The sequence below is a fragment of the Pseudomonas sp. S31 genome (assembly GCF_016648105.1).
Taxonomy (GTDB): Bacteria; Pseudomonadota; Gammaproteobacteria; order Pseudomonadales; family Pseudomonadaceae; genus Aquipseudomonas.
The window spans coordinates 37,858-53,265 of the sequence record NZ_JACVVE010000019.1 but is presented as its reverse complement, the minus strand read 5'-3'; the positions used below and the strand labels follow the sequence as shown (position 1 = coordinate 53,265).

Annotated in this window: 13 protein-coding genes; 11 read left to right on the top strand and 2 right to left on the bottom strand. The window is 64.2% G+C overall.

Annotation, left to right across the window (positions count from 1 at the left end; all coding sequences use genetic code 11):
* The first annotated feature begins 186 nt into the window (after positions 1–186).
* The 8 genes from IAE37_RS15515 to IAE37_RS15480 all read left to right on the top strand — a co-directional run bounded on the left by IAE37_RS15515 (position 187) and on the right by IAE37_RS15480 (position 9,905).
* Positions 187–1,440 (top strand): serine hydroxymethyltransferase, encoded by a 1,254-nt coding sequence (locus IAE37_RS15515; protein WP_136912556.1) that lies wholly within the window; start codon positions 187–189, stop codon positions 1,438–1,440.
* Between the two features lie 15 nt (positions 1,441–1,455).
* The gene (locus IAE37_RS15510; protein WP_201174971.1) at positions 1,456–2,706 is read left to right on the top strand and encodes a sarcosine oxidase subunit beta family protein; all 1,251 of its coding nucleotides are present in this window, start codon (positions 1,456–1,458) and stop codon (positions 2,704–2,706) included.
* 14 nt (positions 2,707–2,720) lie between these two features.
* Positions 2,721–3,056: a sarcosine oxidase subunit delta gene (locus IAE37_RS15505; protein WP_201174969.1), complete on the top strand. Its 336-nt coding sequence runs from the start codon at positions 2,721–2,723 to the stop codon at positions 3,054–3,056.
* Entirely contained in the window at positions 3,053–6,070 is a 3,018-nt protein-coding gene (locus IAE37_RS15500; protein WP_201174968.1) for a sarcosine oxidase subunit alpha, read from the top strand. The genes IAE37_RS15505 and IAE37_RS15500 overlap by 4 nt, the downstream gene beginning before the upstream one ends.
* A 142-nt stretch (positions 6,071–6,212) precedes the next feature.
* The gene (locus IAE37_RS15495; protein ID WP_201174967.1) at positions 6,213–6,845 is read left to right on the top strand and encodes a sarcosine oxidase subunit gamma; all 633 of its coding nucleotides are present in this window, start codon (positions 6,213–6,215) and stop codon (positions 6,843–6,845) included.
* Positions 6,846–6,856: 11 nt separating this feature from the next.
* Positions 6,857–7,714 carry a formyltetrahydrofolate deformylase gene (purU, locus tag IAE37_RS15490; RefSeq protein WP_201174966.1) on the top strand — a complete coding sequence of 286 codons (858 nt, stop codon included), beginning with the start codon at positions 6,857–6,859 and terminating at the stop codon, positions 7,712–7,714.
* 271 nt (positions 7,715–7,985) lie between these two features.
* Positions 7,986–9,185, top strand: a complete 1,200-nt coding sequence (fdhA, locus tag IAE37_RS15485; protein ID WP_060480490.1) for a formaldehyde dehydrogenase, glutathione-independent — start codon at positions 7,986–7,988, stop codon at positions 9,183–9,185.
* A gap of 144 nt (positions 9,186–9,329) precedes the next feature.
* The gene (locus tag IAE37_RS15480) at positions 9,330–9,905 is read left to right on the top strand and encodes a DUF2780 domain-containing protein (RefSeq protein ID WP_201174957.1); all 576 of its coding nucleotides are present in this window, start codon (positions 9,330–9,332) and stop codon (positions 9,903–9,905) included.
* A 106-nt stretch (positions 9,906–10,011) separates the two neighbouring features.
* Here the strand turns inward: IAE37_RS15480 and IAE37_RS15475 are convergent, their stop codons facing one another.
* Both IAE37_RS15475 and IAE37_RS15470 read right to left on the bottom strand, forming a co-directional pair.
* The gene (locus IAE37_RS15475) at positions 10,012–11,361 is read right to left on the bottom strand and encodes an APC family permease (protein ID WP_201174954.1); all 1,350 of its coding nucleotides are present in this window, start codon (positions 11,359–11,361) and stop codon (positions 10,012–10,014) included.
* Between the two features lie 221 nt (positions 11,362–11,582).
* A complete protein-coding gene (locus IAE37_RS15470) occupies positions 11,583–12,470 on the bottom strand; it encodes an acyltransferase (RefSeq protein ID WP_201174952.1) in 888 nt (295 codons plus the stop codon).
* A 181-nt stretch (positions 12,471–12,651) separates the two neighbouring features.
* Between IAE37_RS15470 and rloA2 the strand changes: the two genes are divergently transcribed.
* The 3 genes from rloA2 (at position 12,652) to creC (ending at position 15,348) form a co-directional block, all read left to right on the top strand.
* Positions 12,652–13,152, top strand: coding sequence for a retropepsin-like aspartic peptidase RloA2 (rloA2, locus tag IAE37_RS15465; protein WP_201174950.1), 501 nt, complete (start codon positions 12,652–12,654; stop codon positions 13,150–13,152).
* An 88-nt stretch (positions 13,153–13,240) separates the two neighbouring features.
* The gene (gene creB / locus IAE37_RS15460) at positions 13,241–13,915 is read left to right on the top strand and encodes a two-component system response regulator CreB (RefSeq protein ID WP_201174949.1); all 675 of its coding nucleotides are present in this window, start codon (positions 13,241–13,243) and stop codon (positions 13,913–13,915) included.
* A complete protein-coding gene (gene creC / locus IAE37_RS15455; protein WP_201174948.1) occupies positions 13,915–15,348 on the top strand; it encodes a two-component system sensor histidine kinase CreC in 1,434 nt (477 codons plus the stop codon). Before creB ends, creC begins: the two co-directional genes overlap by 1 nt.
* The last annotated feature ends 60 nt before the right edge of the window (positions 15,349–15,408 follow it).

Here is a 15,408-nt window from a genome sequence, read left to right as displayed (position 1 = left end):
GCACGCTGCCTGTAGGAGCGGGTTTACCCGCGAAGAGGCCGGCCCAGGCACTCCGCTGCAACGAATGTCGTAAACGCGCCATTGCAAGGCGTGCGCAGGCATCTGACCCGCCCCGGCCAGTCATACCATCGCCACAAAGGGCCACAGTGCCCTACGACAAAAACGATCGCTGCCGGGAGATACACGATGTTCAGCAAGCAAGACCAGATCCAGGGTTACGACGATGCACTGCTGGCGGCGATGAATGCCGAAGAACAGCGCCAGGAAGACCACATCGAGCTGATCGCCTCGGAAAACTACACCTCCAAGCGCGTGATGCAGGCCCAGGGCAGCGGCCTGACCAACAAGTACGCCGAAGGCTACCCAGGCAAGCGCTACTACGGTGGCTGCGAGCACGTCGACAAGGTCGAGGCGCTGGCCATCGAGCGCGCCAAGCAGCTGTTCGGCGCCGACTACGCCAACGTTCAGCCACACTCCGGCTCCTCGGCCAACGGCGCGGTGTACCTGGCCTTGCTGCAGGCTGGCGACACCATCCTGGGCATGAGCCTGGCCCACGGCGGCCACCTGACCCACGGCGCCAAGGTGTCGTCCTCGGGCAAACTGTACAACGCCGTTCAGTACGGTATCGACACCAATACCGGCCTGATCGACTACGATGAAGTCGAGCGCCTGGCCGTCGAACACAAGCCGAAGATGATCGTCGCTGGTTTCTCGGCTTACTCCAAGACCCTCGACTTCCCACGCTTCCGCGCCATCGCCGACAAGGTCGGTGCGTTGCTGTTCGTCGACATGGCCCACGTCGCCGGCCTGGTCGCCGCAGGCCTGTACCCGAACCCGATTCCGTTCGCCGACGTGGTCACCACCACCACCCACAAGACCCTGCGTGGTCCGCGTGGCGGGCTGATTCTGGCCAAGTCCAACGAAGAGATCGAGAAGAAGCTCAACGCCGCGGTGTTCCCGGGCGCCCAGGGCGGCCCGCTGATGCACGTCATCGCCGCCAAGGCCGTGTGCTTCAAGGAAGCGCTGGAACCTGAGTTCAAGAGCTACCAGAAACAAGTGATCGAGAACGCCCAGGCCATGGCCCAGGTATTCGTCGACCGTGGCTACGACGTGGTTTCCGGTGGCACCGACAACCACCTGTTCCTGGTCAGCCTGATCCGCCAGGGCCTGACCGGCAAGGATGCCGACGCCGCCCTGGGCCGCGCGCACATCACCGTCAACAAGAACGCCGTGCCGAACGATCCGCAGTCGCCGTTCGTCACCTCGGGCCTGCGTATCGGCACCCCGGCCGTCACCACGCGTGGCTTCAAGGTCGCGCAATGTGTGGCCCTGGCCGGCTGGATCTGCGACATCCTCGACAACCTCGGTGACGCAGACGTCGAAGCCGATGTGGCGAAGAACGTCGCGGCCCTGTGCGCAGATTTCCCTGTTTACCGCTGAGTGGAGCAGACGACCATGCAACGCTATTCGGGCTTCGGCCTTCTCAAACACTCCCTCAGCCATCACGAGAACTGGCAGCGCATGTGGCGCACGCCGACCCCGAAAAAGGTCTACGACGTGGTCATCGTCGGCGGTGGCGGCCATGGCCTGGCCACGGCCTACTACCTGGCCAAGGAGCACGGCATCACCAACGTCGCGGTGATCGAGAAGGGTTACCTGGGCGGCGGCAACACCGCCCGTAACACCACCATCGTGCGTTCCAACTACCTGTGGGACGAGTCGGCGCATCTGTACGAGCACGCCATGAAGCTGTGGGAGGGCCTGTCCCAAGACCTCAACTACAACGTGATGTTCTCCCAGCGTGGCGTCTACAACCTGTGCCACACCCTGCAGGACATGCGCGACTCCGAGCGTCGGGTCAGCGCCAACCGCCTCAACGGCGTCGATGGTGAGCTGCTCAACACTGCCCAGGTCGCGGCCGAGATCCCGTACCTGGACTGCTCGAAGAACACCCGCTACCCGATCCTCGGTGCCACCGTCCAGCGCCGTGGCGGCGTGGCCCGTCACGATGCCGTGGCCTGGGGCTTCGCCCGTGCCGCCGACGCCCTGGGCGTGGACCTGATCCAGCAGACCGAAGTGATCGGCTTCCGCAAGGAAAACGGCGCGGTGATCGGTGTCGAAACCAACAAGGGCTTCATCGGCGCCAAGCGCGTCGGCGTGGTCACTGCCGGTAACTCCGGGCACATGGCCAAGCTCGCCGGCTTCCGCCTGCCGCTGGAATCGCACCCGCTGCAGGCGCTGGTTTCCGAGCCGATCAAGCCGATCATCGACAGTGTGATCATGTCCAACGCCGTACACGGCTACATCAGCCAGTCCGACAAGGGCGACCTGGTGATCGGCGCCGGTATCGACGGCTGGGTCGGCTATGGCCAGCGCGGTTCGTACCCGGTGATCGAGCACACCCTGCAGGCGATCGTCGAGATGTTCCCGAACCTCTCGCGCGTACGCATGAACCGCCAGTGGGGCGGCATCGTCGACACCACCCCGGACGCTTGCCCGATCATCTCCAAGACCCCGGTCAAGAACATGTTCTTCAACTGCGGCTGGGGTACTGGCGGCTTCAAGGCCACCCCGGGCTCGGGCAACGTCTTCGCGGCGAGCCTGGCCAAGGGCGAGATGCACCCGCTGGCCGCGCCATTCTCCATCGACCGTTTCTACAACGGCGCGCTGATCGACGAACACGGCGCCGCTGCCGTCGCCCACTAACCGGAGCCACCGTCATGTTGCAAATTTTCTGTCCCCATTGCGGCGAGCTGCGCTCCGAAGAAGAGTTCCACGCCTCTGGCCAGGCGCACATCGCCCGCCCGCTGGACCCTAACGCCTGCTCCGACGAGGAGTGGGGCACCTACATGTTCTTCCGTGACAACCCACGCGGGATTCACCACGAACTGTGGGACCACGTCGCCGGTTGCCGTCAGTACTTCAACGTCACCCGTGACACCGTGACCTACGAAATTCTGGAAACCTACAAGATTGGCGAGAAGCCGCAGGTGACCGCAGGCGGCAAGCCAAGCAGCGCACCGTCGACCGTCAAAGGCCAAGGGGAAAAAGTATGAGCCAGACCTATCGCCTCGCCAGCGGCGGCCGCATCGACCGCAGCAAGGTCCTGAACTTCAGCTTCAACGGCAAGAGCTACCAGGGCTATGCCGGTGACAGCCTGGCCGCCGCGTTGCTCGCCAATGGCGTCGACATCGTCGGCCGCAGCTTCAAGTACTCGCGCCCGCGCGGCATCATCGCCGCCGGTACCGAAGAGCCGAACGCCATCCTGCAGATCGGCTCCAGCGAAGCGACCCAGATCCCCAACGTGCGCGCCACCCAGCAGGCCCTGTACGCCGGCCTGGTCGCCACCAGCACCAATGGCTGGCCGAACGTCAACAACGACGTCATGGGCATCCTCGGCAAGGTCGGCGGCAGCATGATGCCGCCGGGCTTCTACTACAAAACCTTCATGTACCCGAAATCGTTCTGGATGACTTACGAGAAGTACATCCGCAAAGCCGCCGGCCTGGGCCGTGCGCCGCTGCAGAACGACCCGGACAGCTACGACTACATGAACCAGCACTGCGACGTGCTGATCGTCGGTGCTGGCCCTGCGGGCCTGGCTGCCGCCCTGGCCGCCGCCCGCAGCGGCGCCCGCGTGATCCTCGCCGATGAGCAGGAAGAGTTCGGCGGCAGCCTGCTCGACACCCGCGAAACCCTCGATGGCAAGCCTGCCACCGACTGGGTCAACGCCGTGGTCAAGGAGCTGGAAAGCCTGCCGGAAGTGACCCTGCTGCCACGCGCCACGGTCAACGGCTATCACGACCACAACTTCCTGACCATCCACGAGCGCCTCACCGACCACCTCGGCGACCGCGCGCCGATCGGCCAGGTTCGCCACCGTGTGCACCGCGTCCGCGCCAAGCGCGTGGTCCTGGCTGCCGGCGCCCACGAGCGTCCGCTGGTGTACGGCAACAACGACGTGCCGGGCAACATGCTGGCCGGTGCCGTGTCCACCTATGTGCGCCGCTACGGCGTGGCCCCGGGCCGCAAGCTGGTGCTGTCGACCAACAACGACCACGCCTACCGCGCCGCGCTCGACTGGCACGACGCCGGCCTGCAAGTGGTGGCCATCGCCGACGCCCGCCACAACCCACGCGGTTCGCTGGTCGAGGAGGCGCGTGCCAAGGGTATTCGCATTCTCACCTCCAGCGCGGTGATCGAGGCCAAGGGCAGCAAGCACGTCACCGGTGCCCGCGTGGCCGCCATCGATGTGCAGGCACACAAGGTCACCAGCCCGGGCGAAACCCTGGACTGCGACCTGATCGCCACCTCCGGCGGCTACAGCCCGATCGTCCACCTCGCCTCGCACTTGGGCGGTCGCCCGGTGTGGCGTGAAGACATCCTGGGCTTCGTGCCAGGCGATGCCCCGCAAAAACGCGAATGCGTGGGTGGTATCAACGGCGTTTACGCCTTGGGCGATGTGATTGCCGATGGCTTCGAAGGCGGCGCCCGCGCAGCCACCGAAGCCGGCTTCAAGGCCAGCGTCGGCAGCCTGCCGAAAACCGTGGCGCGCAAGGAAGAGGCCACCGTGGCGCTGTTCCAGGTGCCCCACGACAAAGGCACCGCCCGTGCGCCCAAGCAGTTCGTCGACCAGCAGAACGACGTCACCGCTGCGGCCATCGAGCTGGCCACCCGCGAAGGCTTCGAGTCGGTCGAGCACGTCAAGCGCTACACCGCCCTGGGCTTCGGTACCGACCAGGGCAAGCTGGGCAACATCAACGGCCTGGCCATCGCCGCCCGTTCGATCGGCATCACCATCCCGGAAATGGGTACCACCATGTTCCGCCCCAACTACACGCCGGTGACCTTCGGCGCGGTAGCGGGCCGTCACTGTGGCCACCTGTTCGAGCCGGTGCGCTTCACCGCCCTGCATGCCTGGCACGTGAAGAACGGCGCCGAGTTCGAGGACGTCGGGCAGTGGAAGCGCCCTTGGTACTTCCCGAAAGCCGGTGAAGATATCCATGCTGCCGTGGCCCGCGAGTGCAAGGCCGTGCGCGACAGCGTGGGCCTGCTGGACGCCTCGACCCTGGGCAAGATCGACATCCAGGGCCCGGATGCCCGCGAGTTCCTCAACCGCATCTACACCAACGCCTGGACCAAGCTCGACGTGGGCAAGGCTCGCTACGGCCTGATGTGCAAGGAAGACGGCATGGTCTTCGACGACGGCGTGACCGCCTGCGTCGGCGACAACCACTTCATCATGACCACCACCACCGGCGGCGCCGCCCGTGTGCTGCAGTGGCTGGAGTTGTACCACCAGACCGAATGGCCGGAGATGAAGGTGTACTTCACCTCGGTCACCGACCACTGGGCCACCATGACCCTGTCTGGCCCGAACAGCCGCAAGCTGCTCAGTGAGCTGACCGACATCGACATGGACAAGGAAGCCTTCCCGTTCATGACCTGGAAGGAAGGCAACGTCGGCGGCGTGCCGGCCCGTGTGTTCCGCATCTCGTTCACCGGTGAGCTGTCGTACGAAGTCAACGTCCAGGCCAACTACGCCATGGGCGTGCTGGAACAGATCATCGAGGCTGGCAAGAAGTACAACCTGACTCCGTACGGCACCGAGACCATGCACGTACTGCGGGCCGAGAAGGGCTTCATCATCGTCGGCCAGGACACCGACGGTTCGATGACCCCGGACGACCTCAACATGAGCTGGTGCGTGGGCCGCAACAAGCCGTACTCGTGGATTGGCCTGCGTGGCATGAACCGCGAAGACTGCGTGCGCGAGAACCGCAAGCAGCTGGTGGGCCTCAAGCCTGTGGATCCGACCAAATGGCTGCCCGAAGGCGCCCAGCTGGTATTCGATCCCAAGCAGCCGATCCCGATGGACATGGTCGGCCACGTCACCTCCAGCTACGCGGCCAACTCCCTGGGCTATTCGTTCGCCATGGGCGTGGTCAAGGGCGGCCTCAAGCGCATGGGCGAGCGTGTCTACTCGCCGCAGGCCGATGGCAGCGTGATCGAGGCGGAAATCGTGTCTTCGGTGTTCTTCGATCCGAAGGGTGAGCGGCAGAACGTCTAAGGCCCCCGGATGGTGGCGCCGAACCCTGTAGGGGCGGGTTTACCCGCGAATGCGATGTTGGCCTTACTGGCCTCTTCGCGGGTAAACCCGCTCCTACAAGGTCGGCGTTGCACGGAACAACAGAATTCAAGGCAGGTAAGAAATGAGCGCTATCAACGTCTTCCAGCAAAACCCCGGCACCGAGGCCAAGGCCCAGTCGCCGCTGCACCACGCCGACCTGGCCAGCCTGGTTGGCAAGGGCCGCAAGAACGCAGGCGTGACCCTGCGTGAGAAGAAATTCCTCGGTCACCTGACCATCCGTGGCGATGGCCACGACCCGGAATTCGCCGCAGGCGTGCACAAGGCTCTGGGCCTGGAGTTGCCGGTGGCCCTGACCGTGGTGGCCAATGGCGATACGTCGCTGCAATGGGTCGGCCCGGACGAGTGGCTGCTGATCGTCCCTGGCGGCCAGGAACTGGCCGTCGAGCAGAAACTGCGTGCGGCCCTGGACGGCCAGCACATCCAGGTGGTCAACGTCAGCGGCGGGCAGAGCCTGCTGGAATTGCGCGGACCGAACGTGCGCGAAGTGCTGATGAAATCCACCAGCTATGATGTGCACCCGAACAACTTCCCGGTCGGCAAGGCTGTCGGCACCGTGTTCGCCAAGTCGCAACTGGTGATCCGCCGCACCGCCGAAGACACCTGGGAGCTGGTGATCCGTCGCAGTTTCGCCGACTACTGGTGGCTGTGGCTGCAAGACGCTTCGGCCGAATATGGCCTGAGCATCGAGGCGTAAGGAGAGCGAACATGAGTCGGGCACCGGATACCTGGATTCTCACCGCCGACTGCCCGAGCATGCTCGGCACCGTCGACGTGGTGACGCGTTATCTCTTCGAGCAGCGCTGCTACGTGACGGAGCACCACTCCTTCGACGACCGGCTGTCGGGACGCTTCTTCATTCGCGTGGAGTTCCGCCAGCCGGACGACTTCGACGAGGCGGGCTTTCGGGCCGGCCTCGCCGAGCGCAGCGACGCATTCGGCATGACCTTCGAGCTGACCGCACCGAACCACCGCCCCAAGGTGGTGATCATGGTGTCCAAGGCCGACCATTGCCTGAACGACCTGTTGTATCGCCAGCGTATCGGCCAGCTGGCCATGGACGTGGTCGCGGTGGTCTCCAACCACCCGGACCTCGAGCCGCTGGCGCAGTGGCACAAGATTCCCTACTACCACTTCGCCCTCGACCCGAAGGACAAGCCGGCGCAGGAGCGCAAGGTGATCCAGGTGATCGAGGAAACCGGCGCGGAGCTGGTGGTGCTTGCCCGCTACATGCAGGTGTTGTCGCCTGAACTGTGCCGGCGCCTGGACGGCTGGGCGATCAACATCCACCACTCGTTGCTGCCTGGGTTCAAGGGTGCCAAGCCCTATCACCAGGCGTACAACAAGGGTGTGAAGATGGTCGGGGCCACGGCCCACTACATCAACAACGACCTTGACGAAGGGCCGATCATTGCCCAGGGCGTGGAGGTGGTGGACCACAGCCATTACCCCGAAGATCTGATCGCCAAAGGGCGCGACATCGAGTGCCTGACCCTGGCGCGGGCGGTGGGGTATCACATCGAGCGGCGGGTGTTCCTCAACGCCAACCGGACTGTCGTTCTCTAATTAGCCTGTCCCGGCCTATTCGCGGCTAAAGCCGCTCCTACAGGTGCTGTGCTGCTCTCAAGGGCGGCGTTGTACCTGTAGGAGCGGGTTTACCCGCGAGGGGCACAGCACATTATCCCCTGCCGCTAAAAGGCATCTCTCTGTCGCTTCCAGTCAGCGCAAAACGCCGTATCAGGCCCACAATTCCCCGCATACCAGTAACACATGCCGCCCATGGAAGGCGGCGCGTTCCGCCACCGCTGCATAAATACAAATCAAGCGAGGTAAGAGCATGTCTGGCAATCGTGGAGTGGTGTATCTCGGCGCGGGCAAAGTCGAGGTGCAGAAGATCGACTACCCGAAAATGCAAGACCCACGCGGCAAGAAGATCGAGCACGGCGTGATCCTCAAGGTGGTTTCCACCAACATCTGCGGCTCCGATCAGCACATGGTCCGTGGCCGCACCACTGCCCAGGTCGGCCTGGTCCTGGGCCACGAAATCACCGGTGAAATCGTCGAGATGGGGCGTGATGTCGAGCGCCTGAAGATTGGCGACCTGGTCTCGGTGCCGTTCAACGTCGCCTGCGGTCGCTGCCGCTCGTGCAAGGAGATGCACACCGGGGTCTGCCTCACCGTCAACCCGGCCCGCGCCGGCGGTGCCTACGGCTACGTCGACATGGGCGACTGGACCGGCGGCCAGGCGGAATACGTGCTGGTGCCGTACGCCGATTTCAACCTGCTGAAGCTGCCGGATCGCGACAAGGCCATGGAGAAGATCCGTGACCTGACCTGCCTGTCCGACATCCTGCCGACCGGCTACCACGGCGCCGTAACCGCAGGTGTAGGCCCAGGCAGCACCGTCTACGTCGCTGGTGCCGGCCCGGTCGGCTTGGCCGCCGCTGCCTCGGCGCGCCTGCTGGGCGCCGCCTGTGTGATCGTGGGTGACCTGAACCCGGCGCGCCTGGCCCACGCCAAGTCCCAGGGCTTCGAAGTGGTCGACCTGTCCAAGGACACCCCGCTGCACGAGCAGATCGTCGATATCCTCGGTGAGCCGGAAGTGGACTGCGCCGTCGATGCCGTAGGCTTCGAGGCCCGTGGCCACGGCCACGAAGGTGCCAAGCATGAAGCGCCGGCCACCGTACTGAACTCGCTGATGCAGGTGACCCGCGTGGCCGGCAACATCGGTATTCCGGGCCTGTACGTGACCGAAGACCCGGGTGCGGTGGACGCCGCCGCCAAGATCGGCGCGTTGAGCATCCGTTTCGGCCTGGGCTGGGCCAAGTCGCACAGCTTCCACACCGGCCAGACGCCGACCATGAAGTACAACCGTCAGCTGATGCAGGCGATCATGTGGGACCGCATCAACATTGCCGAAGTGGTCGGGGTACAGGTGATCAACCTGGATCAGGCGCCGGAAGGCTATGGCGAGTTCGATGCCGGGGTACCGAAGAAATTCGTGATCGACCCGCACAAGATGTGGGGCGCGGCCTAACCTCGAACGCAACGCCCCCAAACCGGGGGCGTTGTGCTTTCAACCGACTTGAAAACGGGCCGATAGCCGGCCCGGAACAAAGCCCCATCCCCCCAGTCGAATGCCTCGTTTCCCAGGCCATCCCGGCCAACGAGGTCCCTCCCGATGAAAGCATTCACCCTGGCAACCTTGATGACCCTGGCCGCGAGCCCGGTGTTCGCCTTCAACCTCAGCGACGCCGCCAATGCCGTGTCGACGATGCAGAACCAGAAACAACAGGGCCAGGTGCAGGCGCCCGAGGCGCAGGCCAACTTGCTCAATACCTTGGGCAGTGAATTGAACATCACCCCCGAACAGGCCGTGGGCGGGGCAGGCGCCATGCTCGGGCTGGCGCGCAACAACCTCAGCAGTGACGATTATGGCCAGTTGACCAAGGCTGTACCGGGGCTCGACCTGCTGTCTGGCGCCAATGCCTTGGGTGGCCTGAGCGGGCTGGGCGAGTTGCTGGGCAAAAATAGCGAAAGCCAATCGGCGTTGAGCAATGCGCTGGGCAACGATGTGGAGAACCGCACCGACCTGGACAAGGCCTTCAAGGCGCTTGGCATGGATACCGGCATGATTGGGCAGTTCGCGCCGTTGATTCTGCAGTATCTGGGGCAGCAGGGGATTGCCGGGTCGTTGCTGCAAAATCTGGGGAGTTTGTGGACTACGCCGGCGCCGTTGACCCAGCCCTCGGTCTGAAGGTCTTGTAAAGGCTGCACCGGCCTCTTCGCGGGTAAACCCGCTCCTACAGGAAGGGTGCTGTACGTGTAGGAGCGGGTTTACCCGCGAAGAGGCCGTGCAACCTTCAGCTAGCTTCGGAAAGATCCACCAGCCGCACCGGACGGCGGAAGCCGGCGGTCAGTACCGCCAGGTACGCAAGGCCCAAGGCAAACCAGCACAGCCCGATCACCAGCGTCAGCGCCGACAGGCTGGTCCACAGCCACAGCGTCAGCCCCAACCCCACCAACGGCACCAGGCCATAGCACAGCAGCCCCTTGAGGCTACGCTGGCGTGTGTCATCTACCAGGTGCGTCTTCACCACCGCCAGGTTCACCGCCGAGAACGCCACCAGTGCACCAAAGCTGATCAACGAGGCGAGTGTGGCCAGGTCGATCACCAGGGCCAGCAGCGAGAACGCCGACACCAGTGCGATGGCGAACACCGGCGTGCCGAAGCGCGGCGACAGGTAGCCGAAGCTGCGCCGTGGCAACACGTTGTCACGGCCCATGGTGAACAGGATGCGCGACACCGCCGCTTGGGAAGCCAGCGCCGAGCCCAGGCTGCCAGCGACGTAGGCGGCGGTGAAGAAGTTGGCCAGGAACTGCCCGCCTGCCTTGATCATCACTTCGTTCGCTGCCGCATCGGCATTGGCGAAGGTGCTGCCCGGCAGCACCAGTTGGCTGACGTAGGCCAGTACGGTGAACAGCACACCAGCGAACAGGGTGGTGAGAATGATCGCCCTCGGTACGTCACGACGGGCATCGCGGCATTCCTCGGCCAAGGTCGAGACGGCATCGAAGCCGAGGAACGACAGGCACAGCACCGCCGCGCCGGCCATGATCGCGCCGAAGCCGGGCTTGGAACCATCACCCATCAGCGGCGACAGCAGGTCCATCGGTTGGCCGGCCAGCGACTGGCACGACAGCGCGACGAACACTGCGATGAAGACGATCTGCGCACCGACGATCAGGTTGCTGGTCTTGGCCACAGAGTGAATGCCGACCACATTGAGCACCGTCACCAGTACGATCGAGGCCAGGGCGATGGACCACGCCGGGATGGCCGGGAAGGCGATGTTGAGGAACAGGCCGATCAGCAGGTAGTTGATCATCGGCAGGAACAGGTAATCCAGCAGCAGCGACCAGCCGGCGAGGAAGCCGACATTCGGGCCGAAGGCCATGTTGGTGTAGGAGTACGCCGAACCCGCGACCGGAAAGCGCTTGACCATGAAGCTGTAGGACGCGGCGGTGAACAGCATGGCCACCAGGGTGACCAGGTAGGCGCTGGCGGTGCGGCCACCGGTGAGTTCGGTGACGATGCCGTAGGTGGTGAAGATGGTCAGCGGGACCATGTACACCAGGCCGAAGAACACCAGGGCGGGAAGGCCCAGGACGCGACGCAGTTGGGCGGGAGTGGAGCTGGGAGGGTTGGCCATTAATCGATCCTGGCGTTTTTGTAGTTGTGCTTAGGTCGATTTTTATCCAGTTAGGTGGGGGTTACAAAGAAGTAATCCTTATGTCGATTATTAGACTGGCTTCTAATCAGCATCTTGCGCGGCCTGTTCTGGCGCTTTCGCGGGTAAACCCGCTCCTACAGAGTAGCGTTGCCCGTAGGAGCGGGTTTACCCGCGAAAGGGCCGGCACAGGTGAACATTTATTAGCCCATCTCCGCCCGCAACTGCTCGATCCGCTGGTCTTTCTCTGTCCACAACTGGTTCACCCAGGCCTGCACCGTCTGACGGAAGGCCGGGTCGTTCTCGTAATCCCCGTCCCACAGCGTCGGTTCCAGTTCGCGCACCCGAATGTCGATAATCACCCGACTGATGCTGCCATTGAGCAAGTCCCAGAACCCCGGGGCCTGATTGCCGGGATAGACGATGGTCACGTCCAGCAGCGCGTCCAGTTGTTCGCCCAACGCAGCCAGCACGAACGCAACGCCGCCGGCCTTGGGCTTGAGCAGGTAGCGGTACGGCGACTGCTGTTCCAGGCGTTTGGCTTCGGTGAAGCGCGTGCCCTCGAGGTAGTTGACCACGGTCACCGGCTGGCGCTTGAACAGCTCGCAGGCCGCCTTGGTGATTTCCAGGTCCTTGCCCTTGAGTTCAGGGTGCTTTTCCAGGAAGGCCTTGCTGTAGCGCTTCATGAACGGATAATCCAGGCCCCACCAGGCCAGGCCCAGCAATGGCACCCAGATCAGTTCTTTTTTCAGGAAGAACTTGAAGAACGGCGTGCGGCGGTTGAGGCTTTCGATCAGGGCAGGAATGTCGACCCAGGTCTGATGGTTGCTGACGGCCAGATACGATGTGTCCTGGCGCAGTTTCTCGACGCCTCGGATGTCCCACTGGGTGGGGATGCACAGGGCGAAGATGGCCTTGTCGATTTCCGACCAGGTCTCGGCGATCCACATCACCGCCCAGGAGGCATAGTCGCGACCGCGGCCTGGCAGCACCAGCTTGAGCAGGGCGAAGACCAGCAGCGGGCCGATCAGCACCAGGGTGTTGAGCAGCAGCAGGGTGGTCGTGAGAATGCCAATCAGCAGGCGACGCATAAGGAGACTCTTGTTGTAGGACCGAAACGGCCGGCAATGATAAGCAGGCCCGTGGTTTACGCCAAATGTCCAATGCCCGACGGCGGGAACAAATGTTTCACATTATGTTGTTTAACCTTGTTACAACGAACCTAACCCATTCAAACAGTCTAAGCATCGACCCATTCGAGGAAGCTTGCCCGTGAAACCACTGCTTTCCCTGTTGTCCCTGCTGGCGCTACCGGTAATGGCCGCCGAGCCCACCCTCTATGGCCGTTACGAGAACATCGGTTTGCCGGAAATCGACCAGACCCTCAAGGCCAAGATGGACACCGGTGCCTACACCGCGTCGTTGTCGGCCAAGGACATAGAGCTGTTCAGCCGTGACGGCGAGGAGTGGGTGCGCTTCCGCCTGGCGACCAAGGACGCGGATGGCAAAGTGTACGAGCACAAGCTGTCACGGATCAGCAAGATCAAGAATCGCGTCGACGAGGAAGACGAAGGCGATGCACCGGAGCTCTCCAAGCGCCCGGTGGTCGACCTGGAGCTGTGCCTGGGTGACGTCAAGCGCACCGTCGAGGTCAACCTGGTGGACCGCAGCCACTTCAACTACCCGTTGCTGATCGGCGCCAAGGCGCTGCGCGAGTTCAAGGCGGCGGTGAACCCGGCCAAGCGGTTCACGGCGGGCGAGCCGGATTGCTGATCGCAAAGCCGGCTGCGCCTCCTAGGGGATTGCGCAGCCGTTCAAACTTGCTTAAATGGCTAGCCAAGCTCAAGCAAGGCCGGACGCCATGCCCCACATTCTCATCGTCGAAGACGAAGCCGCCATCGCCGATACCCTGGTCTACGCCCTGCAGGCCGATGGTCACAGCACCGAGTGGGTGACCCTCGGTAGCGCAGCGCTCGACCAGCAGCGCGTGCGCCCTGCCGACCTGATCATCCTCGACATCGGCCTGCCCGACATCAGCGGTTTCGAAACCTGTCGCCAGTTGCGCCGCTTCAGCGAGGTGCCGGTGATGTTCCTCAGCGCCCGCGACGGCGAGATCGACCGCGTAGTGGGCCTGGAGATCGGTGCCGACGATTACGTAGTCAAACCCTTCAGCCCGCGTGAAGTGGCGGCGCGGGTGCGAGCGATCCTCAAGCGCATGGTGCCGCGCACCGAAGCAGGGACGGCCGTGTTGCAGCTCGACACCGTGCGCATGCAGATCACCTACCGTGGCCAGCCGCTGGCCCTGACCCGCCACGAGTTCCGCCTGCTGCAATGCCTGCTGGAGCAGCCCCGGCGGGTGTTCAGCCGCGAGCAACTGCTCGATGCCCTCGGCGTAGCCTCCGACGTGGGCTACGAGCGCACCATCGACAGCCACATCAAGAGCCTGCGCGCCAAGCTGCGCCAGGTGGCCGCCGACGCCGAACCGATCCAGACACATCGCGGCCTGGGCTACAGCTTCAGCCCGGAACATGCCTGATGCGCCTGGGTATCCGCATCTTCCTGGTGTATTTCCTGTTCGTCGGCCTGGCGGGCTACTTCCTGCTCAACACGGTGCGCGAGCAGATCCGCCCGGTGGTGCGCCAGTCTTCCGAGGAAACCCTGGTCGACACCGCCAACCTGCTGGCGGAAATCCTCCATGACGACGTCAAGGCCGGCACCCTGGCCCAGAGCCGCCTGCCCGAGGTGCTCAAGGCCTATGGCCTGCGCAGCCCCGGCGCGCAGATCTGGGGCCTGGAAAAGACCCAGGTCAGCCACCGCATCTACGTCACCGATGGCAACGGCATCGTTCTGCTCGACTCCAGCGGACAAGACCTGGGCAAGGACTACTCGAAGTGGAACGACGTCTACCTGACCTTGCGTGGCCAGTACGGCGCCCGTTCGACGCGCAGCGTGGTAGAGGACGAAAGCACCTCGGTCATGCATGTGGCGGCGCCCATCGTCGATCAGGGCAAGATCATCGGCGTGGTCACCGTGGCCAAGCCCAACAGCTCGCTGCAGCCCTATGTCGACCGCTCCGAGCGTCGGCTGCTGACGCTGGGTCTGGGGCTGATCGTCGTCGGCCTGCTGGTGGGGGCGGCGTTGTCCTGGTGGCTGGTTCGCTCGCTGCGCCGGCTGGCGCGCTATGCCCAGGCCGTCAGCGAAGGCCAGCGCGCGGCGCTGCCGCACTACAAGGGTGGGGAGCTGGCGCACCTGGCCAACGCCGTCGAGCGCATGCGTACCCAGCTCGAAGGCAAAGCCTACGTCGAGCGCTACGTGCACACCCTGACCCACGAGCTGAAAAGCCCGCTGGCAGCGATCCGCGGCGCCTCCGAGCTGCTTCAGGGCGACATGCCGGCCGAGCAGCGGGCGCGTTTTGCCGGCAATATCGAACGTGAGAGCGAGCGCCTGCAACAGATGATCGAGCGCCTGCTCAACCTGGCGCGGGTCGAGCAGATGCAGGCGCTGGAGGATGAGCAGCAGGTCGCGCTGGCGCCGCTGGTCGACGAGCTGCTGCTGGCGCATGCGGCGCGCATCGAGGCGGCCGGGCTGCAGGTGCGCCAGCGGATACCGGCGCAGCTGCGCCTGTGGTGCGACCCGTTCCTGATGCGCCAGGCGCTGGCCAACCTGCTCGACAACGCACTGGACTTCACTCCCCCGGGCGGTGCGTTGCTGTTCGAACTGGAGCAGGTGGGGGAACGAGTGGCGTTGAGCCTGTTCAACCAGGGCGAGGCGATCCCGGCCTATGCCCTGGCGCGGGTCGCCGAGCGCTTCTACTCGTTGCCGCGCCCTGGAACCGGGCGCAAGAGCACTGGGTTGGGGCTGAACTTCGTGGCCGAGGTGATGCAACTGCACGGCGGGGCGCTGGCGGTGGAGAACGTCGAGGGCGGGGTGCGGGTGCGCTTGTGGTTGCCGGTGCGGCGTATCAGCTGAGACGGCCGGGGCTGCTGCGCAGCCCATCGCGGCGGCCCCAAAAACACCAAATCCCCACAC

Bases quoted from the DNA above. Each gene is read 5' to 3' on its own strand.
- IAE37_RS15475 (WP_201174954.1), bottom strand. From the start codon at position 11,361: ATGGCCAACCCTCCCAGCTCCACTCCCGCCCAACTGCGTCGCGTCCTG.
- IAE37_RS15470 (WP_201174952.1), bottom strand. From the start codon at position 12,470: ATGCGTCGCCTGCTGATTGGCATTCTCACGACCACCCTGCTGCTGCTC.
- fdhA (WP_060480490.1), top strand. From the start codon at position 7,986: ATGTCTGGCAATCGTGGAGTGGTGTATCTCGGCGCGGGCAAAGTCGAG.
- IAE37_RS15505 (WP_201174969.1), top strand. From the start codon at position 2,721: ATGTTGCAAATTTTCTGTCCCCATTGCGGCGAGCTGCGCTCCGAAGAA.
- creB (WP_201174949.1), top strand. From the start codon at position 13,241: ATGCCCCACATTCTCATCGTCGAAGACGAAGCCGCCATCGCCGATACC.
- IAE37_RS15510 (WP_201174971.1), top strand. From the start codon at position 1,456: ATGCAACGCTATTCGGGCTTCGGCCTTCTCAAACACTCCCTCAGCCAT.
- IAE37_RS15495 (WP_201174967.1), top strand. From the start codon at position 6,213: ATGAGCGCTATCAACGTCTTCCAGCAAAACCCCGGCACCGAGGCCAAG.
- IAE37_RS15500 (WP_201174968.1), top strand. From the start codon at position 3,053: ATGAGCCAGACCTATCGCCTCGCCAGCGGCGGCCGCATCGACCGCAGC.
- IAE37_RS15480 (WP_201174957.1), top strand. From the start codon at position 9,330: ATGAAAGCATTCACCCTGGCAACCTTGATGACCCTGGCCGCGAGCCCG.
- IAE37_RS15515 (WP_136912556.1), top strand. From the start codon at position 187: ATGTTCAGCAAGCAAGACCAGATCCAGGGTTACGACGATGCACTGCTG.
- creC (WP_201174948.1), top strand. From the start codon at position 13,915: ATGCGCCTGGGTATCCGCATCTTCCTGGTGTATTTCCTGTTCGTCGGC.
- purU (WP_201174966.1), top strand. From the start codon at position 6,857: ATGAGTCGGGCACCGGATACCTGGATTCTCACCGCCGACTGCCCGAGC.